16 protein-coding genes are annotated in these 18,961 nt (G+C 61.9%); all 16 read left to right on the forward strand.

Annotation, left to right across the window (positions count from 1 at the left end; genetic code table 11):
- Positions 1 to 44: 44 nt before the first annotated feature.
- Positions 45 to 1,535, forward strand: coding sequence for a type VI secretion system contractile sheath large subunit (gene tssC, locus K5H97_RS17410; protein ID WP_028691403.1), 1,491 nt, complete (start codon positions 45 to 47; stop codon positions 1,533 to 1,535).
- Positions 1,532 to 1,930 carry a type VI secretion system baseplate subunit TssE gene (gene tssE, locus K5H97_RS17415; RefSeq protein WP_028691402.1) on the forward strand — a complete coding sequence of 133 codons (399 nt, stop codon included), beginning with the start codon at positions 1,532 to 1,534 and terminating at the stop codon, positions 1,928 to 1,930. The genes tssC and tssE overlap by 4 nt, the downstream gene beginning before the upstream one ends.
- A 3-nt stretch (positions 1,931 to 1,933) precedes the next feature.
- Entirely contained in the window at positions 1,934 to 3,700 is a 1,767-nt protein-coding gene (gene tssF, locus K5H97_RS17420; RefSeq protein ID WP_028691401.1) for a type VI secretion system baseplate subunit TssF, read from the forward strand.
- Complete coding sequence (gene tssG / locus K5H97_RS17425) at positions 3,664 to 4,680, forward strand: type VI secretion system baseplate subunit TssG (protein ID WP_028691400.1); 1,017 nt, start codon at positions 3,664 to 3,666, stop codon at positions 4,678 to 4,680. The genes tssF and tssG overlap by 37 nt, the downstream gene beginning before the upstream one ends.
- A complete protein-coding gene (locus K5H97_RS17430) occupies positions 4,677 to 5,258 on the forward strand; it encodes an FHA domain-containing protein (RefSeq protein WP_028691399.1) in 582 nt (193 codons plus the stop codon). The genes tssG and K5H97_RS17430 overlap by 4 nt, the downstream gene beginning before the upstream one ends.
- The gene (gene tssJ / locus K5H97_RS17435) at positions 5,255 to 6,043 is read left to right on the forward strand and encodes a type VI secretion system lipoprotein TssJ (protein WP_028691398.1); all 789 of its coding nucleotides are present in this window, start codon (positions 5,255 to 5,257) and stop codon (positions 6,041 to 6,043) included. The genes K5H97_RS17430 and tssJ overlap by 4 nt, the downstream gene beginning before the upstream one ends.
- 46 nt (positions 6,044 to 6,089) lie before the next feature.
- Positions 6,090 to 7,427 carry a type VI secretion system baseplate subunit TssK gene (gene tssK / locus K5H97_RS17440; RefSeq protein ID WP_028691397.1) on the forward strand — a complete coding sequence of 446 codons (1,338 nt, stop codon included), beginning with the start codon at positions 6,090 to 6,092 and terminating at the stop codon, positions 7,425 to 7,427.
- Between the two features lies 1 nt (position 7,428).
- Positions 7,429 to 8,265, forward strand: a complete 837-nt coding sequence (icmH, locus tag K5H97_RS17445; protein ID WP_028691396.1) for a type IVB secretion system protein IcmH/DotU — start codon at positions 7,429 to 7,431, stop codon at positions 8,263 to 8,265.
- Positions 8,266 to 8,386: 121 nt separating this feature from the next.
- Positions 8,387 to 8,902 carry an Hcp family type VI secretion system effector gene (locus K5H97_RS17450; RefSeq protein ID WP_028691395.1) on the forward strand — a complete coding sequence of 172 codons (516 nt, stop codon included), beginning with the start codon at positions 8,387 to 8,389 and terminating at the stop codon, positions 8,900 to 8,902.
- A gap of 74 nt (positions 8,903 to 8,976) precedes the next feature.
- A complete protein-coding gene (locus K5H97_RS17455; RefSeq protein ID WP_028691394.1) occupies positions 8,977 to 11,163 on the forward strand; it encodes a type VI secretion system Vgr family protein in 2,187 nt (728 codons plus the stop codon).
- The gene (locus K5H97_RS17460) at positions 11,163 to 12,041 is read left to right on the forward strand and encodes a DUF4123 domain-containing protein (RefSeq protein ID WP_028691393.1); all 879 of its coding nucleotides are present in this window, start codon (positions 11,163 to 11,165) and stop codon (positions 12,039 to 12,041) included. Before K5H97_RS17455 ends, K5H97_RS17460 begins: the two co-directional genes overlap by 1 nt.
- 9 nt (positions 12,042 to 12,050) lie before the next feature.
- On the forward strand, positions 12,051 to 14,669 hold the full coding sequence (locus K5H97_RS17465; protein ID WP_222577995.1) for a T6SS effector BTH_I2691 family protein: 2,619 nt from the start codon (positions 12,051 to 12,053) through the stop codon (positions 14,667 to 14,669).
- Positions 14,669 to 15,865 carry a DUF6708 domain-containing protein gene (locus K5H97_RS17470; protein WP_155952708.1) on the forward strand — a complete coding sequence of 399 codons (1,197 nt, stop codon included), beginning with the start codon at positions 14,669 to 14,671 and terminating at the stop codon, positions 15,863 to 15,865. Before K5H97_RS17465 ends, K5H97_RS17470 begins: the two co-directional genes overlap by 1 nt.
- A 54-nt stretch (positions 15,866 to 15,919) precedes the next feature.
- Positions 15,920 to 17,512 carry a hypothetical protein gene (locus K5H97_RS17475; RefSeq protein WP_222577996.1) on the forward strand — a complete coding sequence of 531 codons (1,593 nt, stop codon included), beginning with the start codon at positions 15,920 to 15,922 and terminating at the stop codon, positions 17,510 to 17,512.
- Positions 17,513 to 17,514: 2 nt separating this feature from the next.
- The gene (locus K5H97_RS29735; protein ID WP_247283281.1) at positions 17,515 to 18,318 is read left to right on the forward strand and encodes a DUF6708 domain-containing protein; all 804 of its coding nucleotides are present in this window, start codon (positions 17,515 to 17,517) and stop codon (positions 18,316 to 18,318) included.
- Complete coding sequence (locus K5H97_RS17485; protein ID WP_069016329.1) at positions 18,315 to 18,572, forward strand: PAAR domain-containing protein; 258 nt, start codon at positions 18,315 to 18,317, stop codon at positions 18,570 to 18,572. The genes K5H97_RS29735 and K5H97_RS17485 overlap by 4 nt, the downstream gene beginning before the upstream one ends.
- The last annotated feature ends 389 nt before the right edge of the window (positions 18,573 to 18,961 follow it).

An 18,961-nucleotide genomic window follows, 5' to 3' on the forward strand; every position in this document is an offset into this window, starting at 1 on the left:
ACTTCTGACAGATGGCATATGACATAGACAACGGAGCGTCTCGGATGTCCACCACCAACAACACGACAACCACTGCCGATACCACGACTGAAACCATCGGCAACTCGACACTGCTCGACCAGATCATGGTCGAAACCATGCTGGTACCCAGCCAGGAGGGATACCAGATCGCCAGGCAAGGCGTGGCGGCCTTTATATCGGAGATGCTGAAAACCGATGACCCGGACCAACTGGTCAACAAACATCGGGTCGACCAGATGATTGCCGAGGTCGACCGACTTCTCGGCAAACAAATGGATGCCATTCTTCATCAGCCCGAATTCCAGGCGCTGGAGTCCGCGTGGCGCGGATTGAAACTTCTGGTCGACCGTACCGACTTTCGCGAGAACATCAAGCTGGAAGTCCTGCATGTCAGCAAGAGCGACTTGCTCGATGACTTCGACAATGCCGCGGACATCACTTGCAGCGGGCTTTACAAACATGTCTACACCGCTGGTTACGGACAGTTTGGCGGTGAGCCCGTGGCGGCCATGATCGGCAACTACAACTTCGGCCCTTCTTCGCCTGACATCAAGCTTCTGAGCTATGTCGCCTCCGTGGGCGCGATGTCGCATGCCCCCTTCATCACCGCCCCAGCTCCCGAGTTTTTCAACCTGAGCAGCTTCGAGGACCTGCCTGACCTCAAGGAGGTCAAGGACATCTTCGAAGGACCACGCTTCGCCAAGTGGCGATCGTTGCGCGACAGTGAAGATGCCCGCCATATCGGCCTGGTGCTGCCGCGCTTCATGCTGCGCTCGGTCTATGACCGCCAGGAACACCCCATCAGCAGCTTCAGCTACGACGAAAACATCGACGCTCGACACCAGAACTACCTGTGGGGTAACGCCGCCTTCCTGATGGCCAGATGCATCAACGACAGCTTTGCCCGTTATCGCTGGTGCCCGAACATCATCGGCCCACAATCCGGTGGCGCCGTGGACGACCTGCCGGTGCACCTGTACGAGGCCCTTGGGCAGTTGCAGGCGAAGATCCCGACCGAGGTGCTGGTCTCCGATCGCAAGGAGTTCGAGCTGGCCGAAGAGGGCTTCATCGCCCTGACCATGCGCAAGGACAGCGACAACGCCGCGTTCTTCTCGGCCAACTCGGTGCAGAAACCCAAGCAGTTCCCCAAAACGTCCGAAGGCTTGCAGGCACAGACCAACTACAAGCTCGGCACCCAGCTGCCGTATCTGTTCATCGTCAACCGGCTCGCCCACTACATCAAGGTGCTGCAACGCGAGCAGATCGGCAGCTGGAAGGAGCGCAACGACCTCGAGGGTGAGCTCAACCGCTGGCTCAAGCAGTACATCGCCGACCAGGAAAACCCCTCGGCCGACATCCGCAGTCGCCGCCCCCTGCGTGCCGCGCAGATCGAAGTCACCGACGTCGCGGGCGATCCGGGCTGGTACCAGGTCTCGCTCGCGGTGCGCCCACACTTCAAGTACATGGGGGCGAACTTCGAGATCTCCCTGGTCGGCCGGCTCGACACCCAATGAGCAGCCTCTTCGACCGCCTGGCCAGCGACGCTGCCGCTGGCCGCCGAGAAAGCACCGGGCGCACCGTCGAGCGGATCAAACGCCACCTCGAGATGCTGCTCAACGCCCGTCGGGGCTGCTCGCAGAGCAGCCCCGACCTCGGCTTGCGCGACTTCAACGGCCATGACCAGGGCAGCGGCGACCTGCTGCGTCAGGTGAGCTCGGACATCCAGCGCACGATCCGACACTACGAGCCGAGGATCCAGGTGCTGAACCTGCAGGGGCAACCGGACGCGGACAACCCGCTGGAACTGCACTTTCGCCTGGATTGCCAAGTGCGGGTGGAAAACCACGCCGAACAGCTGCAGATCGAACTGCTGGTCAACGGCCACAACCGCAACACCCAGGTGAGGTAGGCCATGTCGTTGAAGGACCGCTTCGGCGAAGAACTGCGCTACCTGCGCGAACTGGGGGAGGACTTTGCGCGGGACAACCCCCAGCTCAGCCGCTATCTGGGCAAGGACAGTGGCGATCCCGGTGTCGAGCGCCTGCTGGAAGGCTTCGCTTTCCTGATCGCCAAGCTGCGCCTGAAACTCGAGGACGAGGTGCCGGAGCTGACCCATGGCATGCTGCAGCTGCTCTGGCCGAATTACCTGCGCCCCCTGCCCAGCGCGACGATCATTCAGTTCTCGCCCCTGGACGCTTCGCTCAGCCAAGCCCAGATCGTTCCCAGAGGCTCACGTCTGTTTTCCCGGCCGGTCGATGGCGTGGATTGCGAATTCCGCACCTGCACCGAGGTGAAGCTCTACCCCTTCACGCTCGGTGAGGTGGGCGCGACCCTGACGCCCGACAGCTCAGTCATTCACCTCCAGCTCGAGACCCAGGTGCAACGCCCGCTGAACACCCTGGGCTGCGACAGCCTGGAGTTCCACCTCGGTGGCGAGCGCAGCAACGCCCAGACCCTTTACCTGTGGCTGGCGCAATACCTTGAGCACATCAGCGTGACCATCGACGGCCAGGTGCGTCGCCTGCCGGCCAACCACCTGAGCTTCTCCGGCTTCGGCCCCGACGAGGCGTTGCTCCCCTACCCGCGCAATGTGTTCGATGGCTACCGGATCCTCCAGGAGTACCTGGTCTTCCCGCAACGCTTTCACTTCTTCAGCCTGGCCGGCCTGGACAGGGTCTGGCCGGCGCACGCCAGCTCCACGATACGCATCGAGTTCCACCTCGCGCGCCCACTGCCGGGCTCGACGCGGATCGGCCCCGATGACTTCAGGCTGTTCTGCGCCCCTGCCGTCAATCTGTTCGTGCACGGCGCCGAGCCCATCGACCTGTCCGGAACGGCTGACCAGCATCGCCTGGTACCCCATGGCCTGCGCCGCGACAGCCATGAAATCTTCAGCGTCGACCGGGTGATCAGCACCCGCACCAGCGCAGATGGCAGCCCTGGCGAGCAACTGCGGGTGTTCCAGCCTTTCGAGTCGTTCGCCCACGAGATCGAGCATGTGCAGGGACGCACCGCGCTGTACTACCGCTGCCGGGTCGAGCAGTCGCTGCTCGGTGACGGGCTGGATCACCAGATCGCCTTCGTGCGGGGCGACGAAAGCCAGTTCATCGGTCACATGGAAACCGCCTCGATCGAGCTGACCTGCACCAATCGGGACCTGCCGATGGCGCTGGGCCTGGGCGATATCAATGTCATCAACCAGGCCACCGCGCCGTTGATCCGCTACCGCAACATCTGCCTGCCGACCCGTCCGTACCGCCCGGTGCTGGATGGTCAGTTGCAGTGGACACTCATCTCCAACCTCTCGCTCAACTACCTGTCGCTGCTCTCGGCCGCCCCGCTCAAGGCGGTGATCGGCGCCTACGATTTCGCCGCCCTGCACGACATCCAGCAGGCCAGGACCACGCGCAAGCGCCTGGACGGCATCGGCGAGGCGCACACCGAACCGCTGGACTGGTTGATCAAGGGCCTGCCCATTCGCGGCCTGCGTACCCGCCTGCGGCTCGACCAGAAGGCTTTTCTCTGCGAAGGCGATCTGTACCTGTTCGGCTGCGTGCTGTCCCACTTCTTCGCCCTCTACGCGAGCATCAACTCCTTCCACCAGCTGGAAGTGATCAATACCACCAACAACGAGCACTACACATGGCCACTGCTGACCGGCAGACAACCGCTGATCTAGCCGAAACGCTGCTCGCCGAGGCTCACCGGCACAGTTTCTTCCAACTGCTGGAACGGCTGCATGGCTTGCACGGTGACGACCTCGAGCCGCGCTGGCCAGATACCGCCACACGCCAGCGCGTGCACCTTGCCAGCGACCCGCGGCTCAGCTTTCCAGTGGCCGATGTGCTGGCCGCCGAGCGGATCGCCGAGACGCCGTCGCGCTATCGCGTGCGCACCACCTTCCTGGGGCTGCACGGCACCGACTCGCCCCTGCCCAGCTACTACCTCGACGAACTGGCCTACGAATACGCCCAGGGCATTGGCGCGCGCCCCGCGCTGTTCGATTTCTTCAACCACTGCCTGCTCAGCCTGTTGCACCGCATCTGGCGCAAATACCGCTACTACGTGCGTTTCCAGACCGGGGCAAGCGATGACTTCTCGCGCTACGCCTTCGCCCTGATCGGCCTCGCCGACGAACGTCTGCGTGGCGACACGCCGTTGCCCTGGAGCCGCCTGCTGAGTTTCGTCGGCGTCATTGCCAGCCGCAGCCGGGCACCCGGTGTGGTCGCCGGGATCATTGCCCACTGCTTCGATCTGCCGTCGGTGCAAATCCGCGAGTTCGAGACCCGCACGGTGACCATCTCACACCGCCAGGTGGTGCGCCTGGGCCGCTGCAATGGGCAACTGGGCGAGAGCTTCATGCTCGGCGACCGCACGCGAACCCGCAGCAGCAAGTTCACCTTGCTGATCGGCGACCTCGACCTGGCACGCCTGCGCAGCCTGCTGCCCGGCGGCGTCGACTTCGAGCGACTGCGTGCACTGATCGATTTCCTGCTCCGCGACGGCCTGGCCTATGACCTCGAGCTGCGCCTGAAACCCCGTGAACTGCCACCGTTCCGCCTGCACCGCGAGCAGGGTGCGCACCTGGGCTGGACCAGCTTCATCGAAGACCGCAAGGGTGAAGTCAGCCCGATCGTGCGGATACGGGGGCGCGCATGACCAGACTCGCCCTCAGCATCGACAATCTTGATCGCCTGCACCACGGCGTCGTCGCGGGCCATCTGTTCGACCGCGATGGCGGCATCATCGGCAGCCACAAGGCCGACTGGTTGCTGCTGGATCGCGAGCGGCGGATTCACCCCGCCCATTGTGCGATCCGCTGGCTGGAGGGCGGCTTCTGCGTGATCGACCTCTGTGGCCAGACCCTGCTCAACGACAGCCCGCTGCCGCCCGGCCCCGACGTGCCGGTGCGCGTGGGCGATGGCGACTGCTTGCAGGTCGGCCCCTATCAACTGCACGCCCGCTATCAAGCCGGGCCAAGCGATCAAAGCTTTATCCGCGGCAACCTGGATGACCTGCTCAAGCCTGGCCGGCAGGCGCTCGCAGCGCTGCTGGACAGCTCGTTGGCCAGCCCCTGGCATCCCGTGCCCCGTACAGCGAGTCTCCCGGTCGATATCTGCACGCTGTTCGATCGACTGCAGGCCCCGGATCCCCTGGCCGCACTGACTGCACCGCAGCATCCGGCCCAGCTTGGGGCAAGCGCCCTGCAGCGACTCATCGCCGGAGGGAAGCCATGACGCTTCATCCACTGAGGGTGGCCACGCTCCTGCTTGCCCTCGGGTCGGCCACAGGCTGCACGGCCCTCGGCAAGATCGGCCAGGTGGTGATGGACCCTTCCATCCCGGTGGGTGCGCTGTCGGACCAGCCCACCGAGGTCGCCTTCAGCCTGCACGCCAGCCCAACCATCAACACCAACCCCCACAGCCTCGATGCGACGGTACCCGGTGAAGCAATGGAGCCCACGCCTTATGCCGTCAGCCTCCGTGCGAGCGATCCGCTTGCGTTGACTGAGCAGGTCGCCGGTCTGCTGGAGCATCTTCAAGCGCTGTTTCCAGCCATGTCCCCCGTGGAGCCGAACGACGAACAGGCACCGGCCCATTCACCCACGGAGCATGAAGGCCCAGGCAGTTATGACGCCAAGGACGTCCGGTTCGACGTGGCCGCCCCCAGCCAGAAAGCGACGTCCTCGATCGCCACGCCCGTCGCGATCAAGATCCTGCAACTGCGTGACGACTCGCTGCTGCGCAACAGCCTGTATACGCAACTCGACCAGGACCTCGCCAAGGCCCTGCGCAGCACCTACATCCGCGACGACGACTACCTGCTGGCACCGGGGCAGTTCAAGTTCGTGCGCTTCGAGCCCATCGCCGCCGACACGCGCTTCATCGCCGTGATCGCCAAGTTCAACGACATCACCAATGCCGACTGGCGGCAGGTGATACGCATCGCGCCACGCGGCCGTCAGGTCGTGCTCGCCGTGACCCTCGATGGCACGCAGATCCTGCTGCAGGAGGAAAGCTGATGCCCCGCCTGCAAGTCTCCACCCTCCCCCATTATTTGGAGCGCCCATGAGCTCACGCAATCCAGTTCTCTGGCCCGAAGGCATGTTCGTCAAGCCACAGCATTTCCAGCAACAGGCCAGGGCCAGCGACGCCGCGGTCCAGCAGCGCGTCAGCAGCCTGAATGCGGCGTTCTACGGTTTCAGCGAACTGCAGCTGAACCAGGAGTACCTGAGCCTTGGCAAGGTGGCCATCACCCGGGCCCGCGGCATCATGCCGGACGGCACGGTATTCGACATTCCCGGCGACCTGCCGCCGCCGCCCGCCCTGGAAATCACCGACGACGGCACGCAACGCAACGAGGTGTTCCTGTGCCTGCCTTTGCGCACCGAAGGAGGACGCGAAGTCAGCTGGCCCGAGAGCGGCGGCAACTACCGCTACGGCGCCCAGCCCCTGGAGATCAAGGACACCCACAGCGCCGACGGCGACCTGGTGCAGGTAGACCTGGCGGTCCCCAACCTTCAACTCATGCGCGAGACCGAGGACAACAGCGCCTACTCCCGGCTGCCCCTTGCCTGGATCCTCGAGCGCCGGCCCGACGGCAGCCTGCTGCTGGACGACGACTTCTATCCCACCTGTGTCTCGATTCAGGCCGCCCCGGCACTCAAGCGCTTTCTCGACGAAGTCAGCAACACCTTGCGCGAGCGCGCGCGCAACCTCGCGGCGCGTATCGGCTCGCCCGGCCAGTCGGGGGTGGCCGATATCCGCGACTTCAATCTGCTGCAAGCCATGAACCGTTGGTGGCCGTGCTTCCAGCACCTGGCCCGTCAGCCCCATACCCACCCTGAGCAGCTGTACCTGAGCCTGAGCCAGGCGTGCGGCGAGCTGCTGACCTTCACCGACGACGAGCGCCTGCCGCCGGAGCCGCCAGCCTACCGGCACAACGCCCTGCGCCAGTCATTCAAGCCGCTGGAGGATGCACTGCGCCGTACCCTGAGCATCGTCCGGCAACCGCGGGCCGTTTCCCTGCCATTGGTGGAGCAGCCGTTCGGCGTGCTGACCGTGACCCTGGACGATCGCCGCCTGATCGACGAGGCAACCTTCATCCTCGCGGTGCATGCCGACCTGCCCGCCGAGACGTTCCAGCAGTCGTTCCTGCAGAAAACCAAGATCACCTCCCTCGAGGCACTGGCTGACCTGGTGCCGCTGCAACTGCCCGGCATTGCGCTGCGACCGATGCCCGTGGCGCCGCGGGAGCTGCCGTTTCATGCCGGCTTCAGCTACTTCGAGCTCGACCGGCGCAGCCCGAACTGGGCCGCGATGAAGGACAGCAACGGCTTTGGTCTGCATGTCGCGGGGGAGTTCCCGGGGCTCCAGTTGCAGTTCTGGGCGATACGGAGCGAATGAAATGACCGAAGCAGCCAACAATCGCCCCACTGAGCCGGGCGCCAGCCTACTGAGCGTGCTCGCCGGCGAGAGCCAGACACAGCAGTCCGCGCCGGCCTCCGCCAGCGCGATGGACCACCCGGACTACGTACCCGACCCGGACTTCCAGCTCCGTGGAGCCTTCAGCAACCAGATGATCGATGCGGCGATGCCCCTGTTCGGCCTGGTGATGCGTCTGCGCAAGCAGGAAAGCCACCGGGATATCCCGTTTCTCTACAACGCCGTCTACAACCAGATCAACGCCATCATCGAGGAGATGCGCCGGTACGACTACGAGCCGGCCCAGCTGCAGGCCCACTCCTACGCGCTGTGCCTGTATATCGACGAGGCCGTGATGTCCACGCCATGGGGCAAGAGCTCGCTGTGGAGTCAGAAGCCCCTGCTCAGTGTCTTCCACCACGAGACCTGGGGCGGCGAGAAGATCTTCACCGTGCTGTCGCGCATGATGCAGGAGCCCAAGCGCTACCAGGACGTCCTGGAGTTCATCTACCTGTGCCTGTGCCTGGGCCTGCGCGGCAAGTACGGCATCGACCCCAAGGGCGACGAGGCACTGCAGGCCCTCATTCTCAAACTGCGCGAAATCATCCTCGAACTGCGTGGCCCGCCCCCGGACCTCTTCGGCGACCCGCTGGCCAACGTCGCCCCGCGAGACGTGCGCCTGCGCCGCGAATGGCCCTGGTGGAGCCCACTGGTGGTTTCGGCGATCACCCTGGCCGGGCTGTACGGCTACTACCGCTACCGCCTGGACCTGCTCACCCGCGAGGCGATCGAGGCGCTGAACACCCTGCTGCAGCCGTGAACGGCGCGCCCGCAGCAATGGATTTTCGGGGCCTGCGCCCCGTTGACAAGCCCATCGAGCCCGATGGCCACGCCACTTCCCGTGTGCGTGCTTACCCACATGGATGCAGGAGATATCTGCCATGCCAACACCCGCTTACATCAAGATCGAAGGCAAGACCCAAGGCCTGCTCACCGCAGGCGCCTTCACCTCCGACTCCGTCGGCAACGTGTTTGTCGAAGGCCATGAAGACGAGATCCTGGTGCAGGAAATCAAGCACAAGGTGACCGTGCCAACCGACCCGCAAAGCGGCCAGCCGACCGGGCAGCGGGTACACAAGCCGTTCATCTTCACCAGTGCGCTGAACAAGGCGACCCCGCTGATGTACAACGCCCTGGCGTCCGGTGAAATGCTGCCCAAGGTCACGGTCAACTGGTACCGCACCTCGGTGGAGGGCAAGCAGGAGCACTTCTTCACCACCGAGCTCACCGACGCCACCATCGTCGATATCAACACCGTCATGCCCCATGCCCAGGACAAGGAGAACGCCGACTTCACGCAGTTGATCGAGGTGTCCCTGGCCTACCGCAAGATCACCTGGGATCACACCGTCGCGGGCACCGCGGGCGCCGACGACTGGCGCGCGCCCGTCGTCTGACCCGACCGCAGGGTTCCGGGCAGGCGCGCCTGCCCGGGCTTCAGTCACCGTCAGAAGGCGGACAGGGACTTTCCATGCCTAATCAATCCGAACTGAGCTACCGCTTCGAGCCCCTGGCCAGCCAGGACCCGTTCGAGGTGGTCTCCTTCACCCTGGACGAAGCCCTCAGCACCCCGTTCCGGCTGGTGCTCGAACTGGTCAGCTACGAAGACAACGTCGACTTCGCCCACCTGCTCGACAAGCCCGCGCTGTTCACCATCCTGCGCGGCCAGCGCCCGATGCGCCATGTACACGGCCTGATCAGCGCCTTCAGCCAGGGCGACACCGGCAACTGCCGCACCCGCTACCAGGCCGTGGTCGAGCCCAAGCTGGCCCGCGCCGGGCTGCGTTCGAACTGGCGCATCTTCCAGCAACAAAGCGTGCCGCAGATCCTCGAAACCCTGTTCAAGGCCCAGCGCATCACCGACTTCGAACTGGGCCACAGCTTCTCTCACGCACCCCGCGAGTTCTGCGTCCAGGCCGGCGAAACCGACCTCGCCTTCATCACCCGCCTGGCCGCCGAGGAAGGCTTCATCTACCGCTTCGTCCACAGCGCCAAGGGCCACCGCCTGCTCGTCAGCGACCGCGTGCTGACCCTGGGCATGATCAGCTCCAGCCTGGTCAAGCCCGAGGACGATGACGACGACGAAGGCTTCATTGACGACGACTACCCCGACCCACTCGCCGTGCTCTACCACGCCAACAGCGGCGGCGACCAGGCCCGCCCCTGCCTGCGCCGCCTGCACTACCGCGAGCAGGTGCGCACGGCCCGCCAGGTGCAGCGCGACTACTCCTTCACCCATCCGGCCTACCACCTGCAGCAGGAATTCAACGCCAGCGACCTGCAGCACCAGGCCGACGACTACGAGCGCTTCGACTACCCCGGCCGCTACAAGCGCGACGAAGTCGGCCTCCCCTTCACCCGCACCCGCCTTGCCACCCTGCGCCACGATGCGCGCATCGCCGAGGTCGAAGGCGACGACGTGCGCCTGCAGCCGGGCCTGAGCTTCGACCTGGTCGAACACCCCCGCGCAGACCTCAACATGCATTGGCGGGTGGCCAGCGTGCGCCACGAGGGCGCGCAGTTCACCAGCCTGCAGGAGGAAGCCGCCGGCGCCGAGCAAGGCACGCGCTACACGCAAAAGGCCCTGCTGGTGCCCGGGCGCATCGAGTGGCGCCCCGAGGCGCCGCCCAAGCCGCGCATCGACGGCCCGCACATGGCCACGGTGGTCGGCCCCGAGGGCGAGGAGATCTTTTGCGACGAGTGGGGCCGGGTCAAGGTCAGCTTCCCCTGGGACCGCGAGAGCCGCGACAACGAGTACAGCTCCTGCTGGGTGCGGGTGTCCCAGGGCTGGGCCGGCGGCGGCTGGGGCGCCATGGCCATCCCACGGATCGGCCAGGACGTGGTCATCCAGTACGTCAACGCCGATCCCGACCAGCCGATGATCACCGGGCGCACCTACTGCGGCAACCAGCGGCCGCCCTACGAACTGCCCAAGCACCGCACGCGTATGACCATCAAGAGCAAGACCCACAAGGGGCAAGGTTTCAACGAGCTGCGCTTCGAGGATGAGCTGGGGCAGGAAGAGGTGTTCATCCATGCGCAGCGGGATCAGAACAATGTGGTCAAGCATGATGAGACCACGCAGGTTGGCAATGATCGCTCTGAACGAGTCGGGCGAGATGAACAGATCACTCTAGGCCGCAACCGTAGCGAGGAAGTGGGTAATGACGAGCATCTGGTAATCGGCAGAGATCGTCATGAGCAAATTGGCCAGGATGACACGCTGGAGGTCGGTCGCCACCGCACCATCATTACCGGCCAGGATCGCACCGAACAGGTCGGCAATCATCGCTATGACAAGACCACCGCAAATCACTCGGTAGATGTTGGCGGCAATCTGGAGCAACAGGTGGCCGGTCATGTCGCGCTGATGGCCGGACAAGCCATTCGCCATGAAACCCAGGTCATTGAACTCAGCGTATCGCAAAGCCTTGTCATCAAGGCGCCAGGAGCGACGCTACGTCTCGACGCAAGCGGCATGACGCTCGACGCCATCGCGATAAACATCAAAGGCCCGGTAACCCAGACAGCGGCAGGCGGTTCACGCCAACTGGCGATCAACGCGACCCCGGAGCCTGGGGAAGCCATTTGCGTCAGCTGTTTGCTCAAGGCCATCGCAGAGGGTCGAAATGTCGTTCGCATGGAAGGGGAAGGCTAATGAAAGGTACCTTCTACGACCGGTTATTGGCTCCCTTGTATCAATCGGAGCGCTATCGGCTATCCACCCTCCTCGAACTGTCACGGCTTGACGACGAACAGCTGGAAAAGCTCGGGCAGCGAAAAGAGGTGTTGCACTCACTGATGCCGCAGAAGGCGCTCAGCCATTTGCAGCAGGTCGGTACGGTACTGTGCGCTCCAGACGCCAGCGCCCGTTTGCAAGGCCAGTCCGACTTTTTCTGGCAGCTCACCGACCTGTGCAAGGATGCCATCTGTGGCTGGATCGTCAGCGCGCTGCCGGCCAAGGACCTGGCCGTACACCTGGCACAAGCCAACACTCTTCTGGCCCCAGACGGTCATCGCTACCTGTTGCGCTATCACACCGAGCAGGGCCTGCGTGTGCTGCACGCTCGTCAGGATCTACCCGACATCCTCGACTGGCTAGCCCCTATCCATACCTGGTGGGTGCCCTACCCCGATGCCGCCCGGCAACTCTGGTACGACTTTTCCGGCGGCGACCAGCCTGAGGTCAGAGCGCTCGATGGCCTCAGGCTTGATCAGGCCTGCTGGCAGGCATTGGCAGGAGATTCATTGGCCTATGGGCTTGCCGACCAGCTCAAGCACGCCCTGCGCACGAGTGGCAAACCTGAACAATGTCATGTCGTACGTTTGGGCCTCGCGCAGAGGCTCCTGGCCTTTGCACGTGAATCAGGCCTCGTACGGCAGGAAGACCAGATTGCCTATGTGATTTTCATGGCGCTGCTGGGTGAGGGCCTGACGAGCGATCCCGTCTGGCAAGCCGCCATCAATGACGCCCTCGACAAGCAAACGTCGCTCGTCGAGTCGGTACAAACCCACCTGCATGAACAGCTTCGCTGAGGACATCGGATGTTCGACTTCAACAAACTGCTCGAAATCAATCGGCAAGCCTGCGAGGCCCTGGAGGCCCCCTTCGCCAGCGGGCCCGCCGTCCATTGCACGCGCACCTTCACCATCCTGCCCCTGCGCTATGCGGCCGTTGCCGGCACTACCGGCCAGCGCCTGCGCTTGCCAACCCTGCCCGATCACCTGCGCCATCCCTACAGTGTTGCCACGCTCCAGCAGGCCGACTATGCCATTCGGCCACTGCGCCAAGGCTTCCTGTACGTCATGGAGAAACGCAAGCGCAGCGGGCAGCACAACCTGCACCCGCCCTATCGCATTGCGGCGAACGGTTCTTTGTCGCTGGTTGCCCCCGGGCAGTCCGAGCCGGACGCCACAGATGTCCACACCCTGCGCGACATGATTCGCAACACGGCCTTGGCGTTCAACGTCCATGACCTCGAAGACCTGGCCGAGCTGCGCCTGTTCTACAGCCCCGACCCGTTGACCGAAGCGGCCCAGCAGCAACTGCTGCGTCGACGCGACAGGCTGCCGGCCGTGGATGTTGCCGCTTTCACCGGCCTTGGCTGCCCGACGCCCAGGCCCTATGTGCTGCGCCATGACCAACTGGACCTGGTCGCCGATTTCGCTGCGCAAACCGACAGCTCATTGCGCAAGCTGCTGGACAACCAGCTGTTCAGTGAAACCAGCGTCCACTCGCTGACGGCAGCCCGGTACATGCTGGGCCCGGTTGCCGGCAAACCCGAAGCCCGTGGTATCGCGGTGGTGGTGGAAGATGCCATCGGCATCACCCAGCAACTCAATGCCTGGCGCAACGCGGGCATGGAACACCTGAAGGATTGGCTGCAAGCCTCGGAGTCGGTCGCGGGAAAACCCGGCCCCAGCAACGAGCGCAAGGTGCTGGTCGCCCAGGCCTTCACCGAACTGCATCAGCAATTCAGTGAGCGCAAGGTCGCCGCGCTGGTCGACCGTCACAAAGAGGCCATGCGCGCCCACCTCGCCGGTGCCGACCAGGGCGCCAACCCGCAGATGGCCGCCTGGTGGGCGCAGGCCAAGGAAGGCATTCTCGATACCGCAGGCGCACTCAGGCGCCAGGACCTTGAGGCCCGGGGGAACAACGGCGAGTTCGCCCGGCAGTTCGAGGCGCGTTACCTGCCACACGTCGACCTCAAGGCCATGCATGACCAGCTGGCCTGGTTCGAATCCCACGGCCTCGAAGCGCAGCGCCTGGCCGACGTGCGGGCCGACGACCACCTCGCCTGGCTGCAATCTGAGCAGCTGCTCGCGGCCCTGGCCTACTACGACGAGAACGACCTGCGCAGCGGCCTGTGCTTCGCTCACCAGACCGGGCTCAGCGTGGTCGGCATGGAGGGCGTGCCAGCCGGGGCGCGGCTGCTCGCCCAGTGGTGGCATGCCGACACGCTGACGCCCGACAACCTGGCCCTGCGTTCCTTCGTCTTCAACCAGCGCGCCATTGCCGAGGTGCTGGAGCAGACACGCCAGGCGTTGCAAGCGCTGCCACCGGAATACGATCACTGGCAGCAGGTGGACACTTCACTCAAGTACGCCAAGGAACTCGCCTCGCAGTTCAGCCGGGTGGACGGCCACCTCGACCAGCTGGCCCAGCACAGCGCCCTCAACACCGCCGGGGCCTTGGCCTGGCTGGGTCAACTGGGGCGCCAGAGCCTGCAGGCCGGCGCCCCCGGCAACATGGATCGCCTGCTATACCGGCGCCTGGGCACCTACCTCATCGCCTCGCTGGGCGAGCAAGCCATCAACCTGCGCCTGAGTGAACACGCACTCGAGGGTGACACCCCCTCGCGAGGACGGGTGGCGGCCCCCATGGTCCGACGCCTTGATCGCGCCTATGTGGAGACGTTGCAGGGCGCTCATGCTCATTCGTTCTATCGGCTTCGGCTGGCCAGTGGCCTGCTCCTGCTGGAGGCGGGACTGCTCCTGTTGCAGGGGCAGCGGGATGACAAGGACCGGCGTTTCTGGAGCGAGGTGGTGGCCGCAGGATTGGCCAGTGCGGCAGCGGGATTCGAGCTACTGGCAGTGGGGACGGAACAGACCCTGCTGGGCGTCGAGCGGAACAGCGCGATTGCGCGGGGAGCGGACATCAGCCTGGGGCGTTATCGGCTATGGGGGGCGGGGTTGGCTGCGGTGGGGGGCGTTGTCAGTATTACGTGGGACGTTTCAGATGCGAGAGAAGCCGACGTTCGATCTAAATCATTGCTGGCGACGACTTATTGGCTGCGAGCTGGATCTACGACCGCCCTACTTTTGGGGCAGGGAGGAATAACGTTTTCACAAGCGAGTGCGTTTTTCCAATGGCTATCAATGAGTGCCAACCAAACATGGAGAAGCAGCTTATACGCTACCCTTTCCACTCTTTCCGCACGGCTAGCCGCGAACCGAGCAGCCATGATGTTTCTGAGTCGCTTGAGCTGGATAGGCGGCGCAATTGTACTCGGCACCACTATAACCTTGCTCATCATCGATGATGACGCAATGGAGAAGTGGTGCAGCAAATGTTGCTTCCGCCTTAAATCATCCAACAAAGGATACATAAAGGACACCGAAGAACTCGAAGCCTTATTCAGCGCCATGAGTGAGGTCATATAATGTATTTTGTTGAATGGCTTGCATGGCTGGCCGCCATTGACCCCAAAGAAAAACGCGAAGCCTTTAAAAAGCAGAACAGAACAATTAAGAACAGAGGGGTGTACGAAAGCGAAGACGAAGAATACGTTGCAGCCGCAAAAAAATCAGTATGCAAAACCCCAAAAAGCCGTGGCCCAGTCTACGTGTACAACGAGCATGTGCTCGAAATGCGCTGCGGCATGTGGGAGGACAAGCGCGGGCTGATCAGTATATTATCTCTCACCATAATAATGCTGATAATCAGCGGACTAGAAATTGCTTCCCACTCGATAATGATATTGATCGATCTTGCTTCTAATTATCAGGGAGAGCCGTATGGTGAGAGGCTATATCTAGCAGTTTTCTTTCTCAGCACAACCCTCTGCATCTTGTGGTTTTACCTGAAATATGTTTTCCGTTTCACACGCTTTGAAATGTTCACGTCACGCCACTTGTTGATACGCTTCAACCGCACCACCCAACAAGTCTACCTCCACCGCCCGCCATATTGCGGAGGGATCGTCACGCTCCCGTGGAACGGCGTATCGTCCAGCGGCTCTGATAAAAAGTATGCTCCGCCAGGTGGCATGGGCATGCCTCTGGAACTCATATGGTCGCCCGTGTTCACTGGCACACTGCGTCCCGAACTGATCTGGGTAGGCAAATCCGCCAATAATTTCGCGGAGCTTCAAGCCGAATGGGAGTTCATCCGTCGCTTCATGGATGAGGGCCCAGAGGGTCTACCGCCCCCCCACATCACCTCGCACTTCCCCTGGCCCTGGCAAGCCTTCACGCCTCAATTCGAAGGCCTGACCCACTACTTCCGCAGTTCCTCACGGGTCATCAAATGCGGCCTGCTACTGCTCTCTCCTGCCTTCCTGATCATCGGAACAGGCCACTGGGTGAGTCTCCTGCTGTGCTGGAAGCCTCGATGGCCCAGGATCATCCGTGAAGCCGGCCTGCCGGGAAAACCCATCCCGGCACTAACCACAGTTGACGATTACCCACCCCATATCCAGGAGAGACTGCGGGAGAACGCCTACCTCTGGACTATACGCCCAGGCAAACGACCGGAGAGGAAACCCCGTGTCTCTAAACGTCGACCCAAGAGCCAAAGTCAAACTCCCAATATCGAGAAGGATGCGCCCCATGAGGTCGACAGTATCGATCAGCCATAGAGAGCAGCCTGATCTCAGTCGGCATGGAGGATGTAGCATCCAGGGAACGACCGCTTGCCCAGTAACGGTTCCGCCAACGCCCGGCAGATGATCGGCTACGTGCACAGCGCGGCGCTGCTGCGTTTTGCCGGGCAGCACATGACGCAGCTCGTCGTGCCGCTCAGGGCGGGCGAATACCTGAAGCTGCTCAACGAAGGCCTGCAGGCGCGCACCGATGCGCTGCTGGGCCAGCTGGACCAGGCCTTTCGCAAACCCGCCGCGCACAAGGTCAACGCCATGCTGCTCAGCGGCGCCATCACCGCGGCGGTGTCCGGCAAGCACGGCAAGATCGTGGAACTGGTGCTCTGGACTCTGGAGAGCGCCGAGGACCTGCAGGAACGGTTGCAGCACCTGCAGGCCAGCGCGGGTACCGGCACTGGCGAGGCGTTGCGCAGCGTGCGCATAGGGGCGGACAGCCTGCAATACCAGGCCGCCCACAGCCTGCGCCTGCTCAACCTGAGTGCGGAGCAGACCCGTGCCCTGGCCCGTGAGGCCATGGGCAACCTGCGCAGTGGCTTGTCTGGCTTGGGGCCGGGCCGCGCGGACTTGATGTTGAGCCTGGGTGGGTTGTGGTTCCAGCAAGACAGCCTGCGCAGGAATCATGACGCGCTGAACGCGACCCCAGGCAATGCGGAGGCCGAAGCGTTGGCAGCGGTGTGGTCGTCGTCCATTGGGATTTTGGGGTTGAGTATTGAAGCGACAGGGAAAGCGATCGAGAAAATGCGACCTGCTCGGGCCGCCGTAACGGCGGGATCGACATTGATGCAGGGAACGCAACTTGTGAGGTACGGTGGTGCCATTGCTGCCGTGGCCGGTATTGCAGATGGGGCTAATTATTTATTAGCAGCTCAACGAACAGCCTCTCAGGGAGACCACCCATCCAAAACCTCCTACTACGCATCTGGTATATTTGCGTTTGTTTCAGCAATTGCAGGAGCAAGTACACTGTTATTTGGCACTGCCTTTCTGGGACCAGTAGGGGTAGCCATAATATTTGCACTCTCATCTTATGTACTAGCGACGACTGCCAAGAAGAAAGAATCCTCCCCATTGGAAGTCTGGGCACGCCAGTCCAGATGGGGATTACCGGTTTCGCATCGCGAATGGCAGATCGCAGGAGACAACGATAACGCTATAGGCGCTCTCAACGCTGCTTTATTGGGCATTACTGCCCACGTCTCAATAGACATAAATTTCAAAGAAACCCACCCTCCAAAAACGATAGAACCGTTCGTCACGGTCAGGGACAACTTTTCCATCCCACTCGAGACACGCCTGGACTACACAATCACCATTCCAAACTTCATTCAAGAACGGGCAAGATACGAATGGACACTGGTAATTTACTCACCGGGAAGAAACACTGTGCCGACCGTGCACTCCGGAGACAGCGACAAGACAAGAACAGGGCTACATGAGAGCACCGCTAGTCCAGAGGATAGTTCCAGCCGAGGAGAAACCCTAAAAATAGAAGGCAGCATACCAACCGCAGATCTCAACACTATCGATGCGTTTGAGTTAACAGTCAACTATTGGCCCGACAGGGACGACACCACAAACCTAGCGAGACTAGTAAAAAAACAAGACAAACTGGACACAAGGGGATAAAAATGAAACGACCTACCCTGACTCCTCCATGTTCAGGCTGGAAAGAAGACTTCAATCTTCCAAGCGAACCTACCAAGATAGAACCATCACCCGAATTATTAAATGCAAACTACCAAGACAGCATCTACCTGGAAATATCCCGACACTCAATTTTCATGCGAGAGCTACTGCTTTTACTAGCACTAGCCAGCATCCCAGTGCTCATCCTATCCATATATACGCTAATAGATACCATAGCACATCGCCAACATGAACTATTCTTAATTGTAGTTATTGCAACATTAACAGGGATATGGCAGGCGGCATCATTCATCCGCGCAATCCTTCTCACCCCGCGCGATGAACCAATACGCTTCAACCGTGTCCGCCAAAAAATTTACGCCTACAACTTCAATTTCTGTTGGTGGAACCCCTTCATTCCATGGCCAATAAAAATCGTCAGCTACGACTGGAAGGATGTACGCGCAGAACGCTGGAGAAAACAAGCCGTAACCCACCAAGGTTCGCACCTCGTAAAAACAGGGATCATGCTGTCCATCGTGGAACCAGGCACCAATAACGTTATCGACCGATTCCCATTGAACAACGAATACGGTGAAGCATCAATTTGGGCCTATGTATGCACTTACATGCAACATGGCCTCTCCGCTGTCCCTCCCGCCCCGCTCAATAGAGACCACAACGATATCCTCTGGTGCCAATCCGCCATGCGTCTAGCACCAGAAGTCAAGTGGCCAGAAGCGATCGACCACGAATCACGAACGGCCCCACAAACCGCTCCACTTGCCCAGGTAGAGTCGCCATGAAGCCTGTCGTCCTCGTCGGCCATCGCCACCTTTGCCCTCTCCACGGGGAAGGCACTGTCATCAGTGGCGCGGCCAATGCCACAGTGAATGGTCGTGCAATTGCACGCATGGGGGATGAACTCAGCTGCGGTGCGGTCATCGAGACTGGTGCCGCGCATACGCTAATTGAGGGCAGCCCTGCGGCGCGCCAGGGAGACAAGACAAGCCATGGCGGCACACTGATAGAAGGTGAACCCGCCTGGCTGATCGAATAGGGCTAGCTAGAGTCGCCGAGCATCATCATGACGGGCGCCACGCAATGCACCCTGCGTGTGAAGAGGGGGACTGCCAGCGAGAACAGATAACCCGGCCACAATCAGATCCCCACCGTGGCCACCCAATCACTGGAATGCACCTGCAACCACCAAATCCCAGGCACAAAAAAAGAGGCCTTCCGGCCTCTTCTTTGTGATCCCAGCGACGCACTGCGGATCGAATTTGGAGCGGGAAACGAGTCATGCACTAGAGCGCTAAGTCTCTGTTTCCCAATCACTTTCTCCACTGTGGTGATCAGCGAAGAACTCAATTATAGCCTTGTTTTTCGCCCTCGGCAACAAAGTTCATCCAACCACTTCCACCAGCGTCCAAGGATGATCCATCCACC

The sequence above is a fragment of the Pseudomonas mosselii genome, assembly GCF_019823065.1.
GTDB lineage: Bacteria > Pseudomonadota > Gammaproteobacteria > Pseudomonadales > Pseudomonadaceae > Aquipseudomonas > Aquipseudomonas mosselii.

Excerpts from the sequence above, each read along its gene's own strand:
- K5H97_RS17430 (WP_028691399.1), top strand. The coding sequence starts at position 4,677 with ATGACCAGACTCGCCCTCAGCATCGACAATCTTGATCGCCTGCACCAC.
- tssJ (WP_028691398.1), top strand. The coding sequence starts at position 5,255 with ATGACGCTTCATCCACTGAGGGTGGCCACGCTCCTGCTTGCCCTCGGG.
- K5H97_RS17485 (WP_069016329.1), top strand. The coding sequence starts at position 18,315 with ATGAAGCCTGTCGTCCTCGTCGGCCATCGCCACCTTTGCCCTCTCCAC.
- K5H97_RS17465 (WP_222577995.1), top strand. The coding sequence starts at position 12,051 with ATGTTCGACTTCAACAAACTGCTCGAAATCAATCGGCAAGCCTGCGAG.
- tssF (WP_028691401.1), top strand. The coding sequence starts at position 1,934 with ATGTCGTTGAAGGACCGCTTCGGCGAAGAACTGCGCTACCTGCGCGAA.
- K5H97_RS17470 (WP_155952708.1), top strand. The coding sequence starts at position 14,669 with ATGTATTTTGTTGAATGGCTTGCATGGCTGGCCGCCATTGACCCCAAA.
- K5H97_RS29735 (WP_247283281.1), top strand. The coding sequence starts at position 17,515 with ATGAAACGACCTACCCTGACTCCTCCATGTTCAGGCTGGAAAGAAGAC.
- icmH (WP_028691396.1), top strand. The coding sequence starts at position 7,429 with ATGACCGAAGCAGCCAACAATCGCCCCACTGAGCCGGGCGCCAGCCTA.
- K5H97_RS17450 (WP_028691395.1), top strand. The coding sequence starts at position 8,387 with ATGCCAACACCCGCTTACATCAAGATCGAAGGCAAGACCCAAGGCCTG.
- K5H97_RS17460 (WP_028691393.1), top strand. The coding sequence starts at position 11,163 with ATGAAAGGTACCTTCTACGACCGGTTATTGGCTCCCTTGTATCAATCG.
- tssC (WP_028691403.1), top strand. The coding sequence starts at position 45 with ATGTCCACCACCAACAACACGACAACCACTGCCGATACCACGACTGAA.
- tssE (WP_028691402.1), top strand. The coding sequence starts at position 1,532 with ATGAGCAGCCTCTTCGACCGCCTGGCCAGCGACGCTGCCGCTGGCCGC.
- tssG (WP_028691400.1), top strand. The coding sequence starts at position 3,664 with ATGGCCACTGCTGACCGGCAGACAACCGCTGATCTAGCCGAAACGCTG.
- K5H97_RS17455 (WP_028691394.1), top strand. The coding sequence starts at position 8,977 with ATGCCTAATCAATCCGAACTGAGCTACCGCTTCGAGCCCCTGGCCAGC.
- tssK (WP_028691397.1), top strand. The coding sequence starts at position 6,090 with ATGAGCTCACGCAATCCAGTTCTCTGGCCCGAAGGCATGTTCGTCAAG.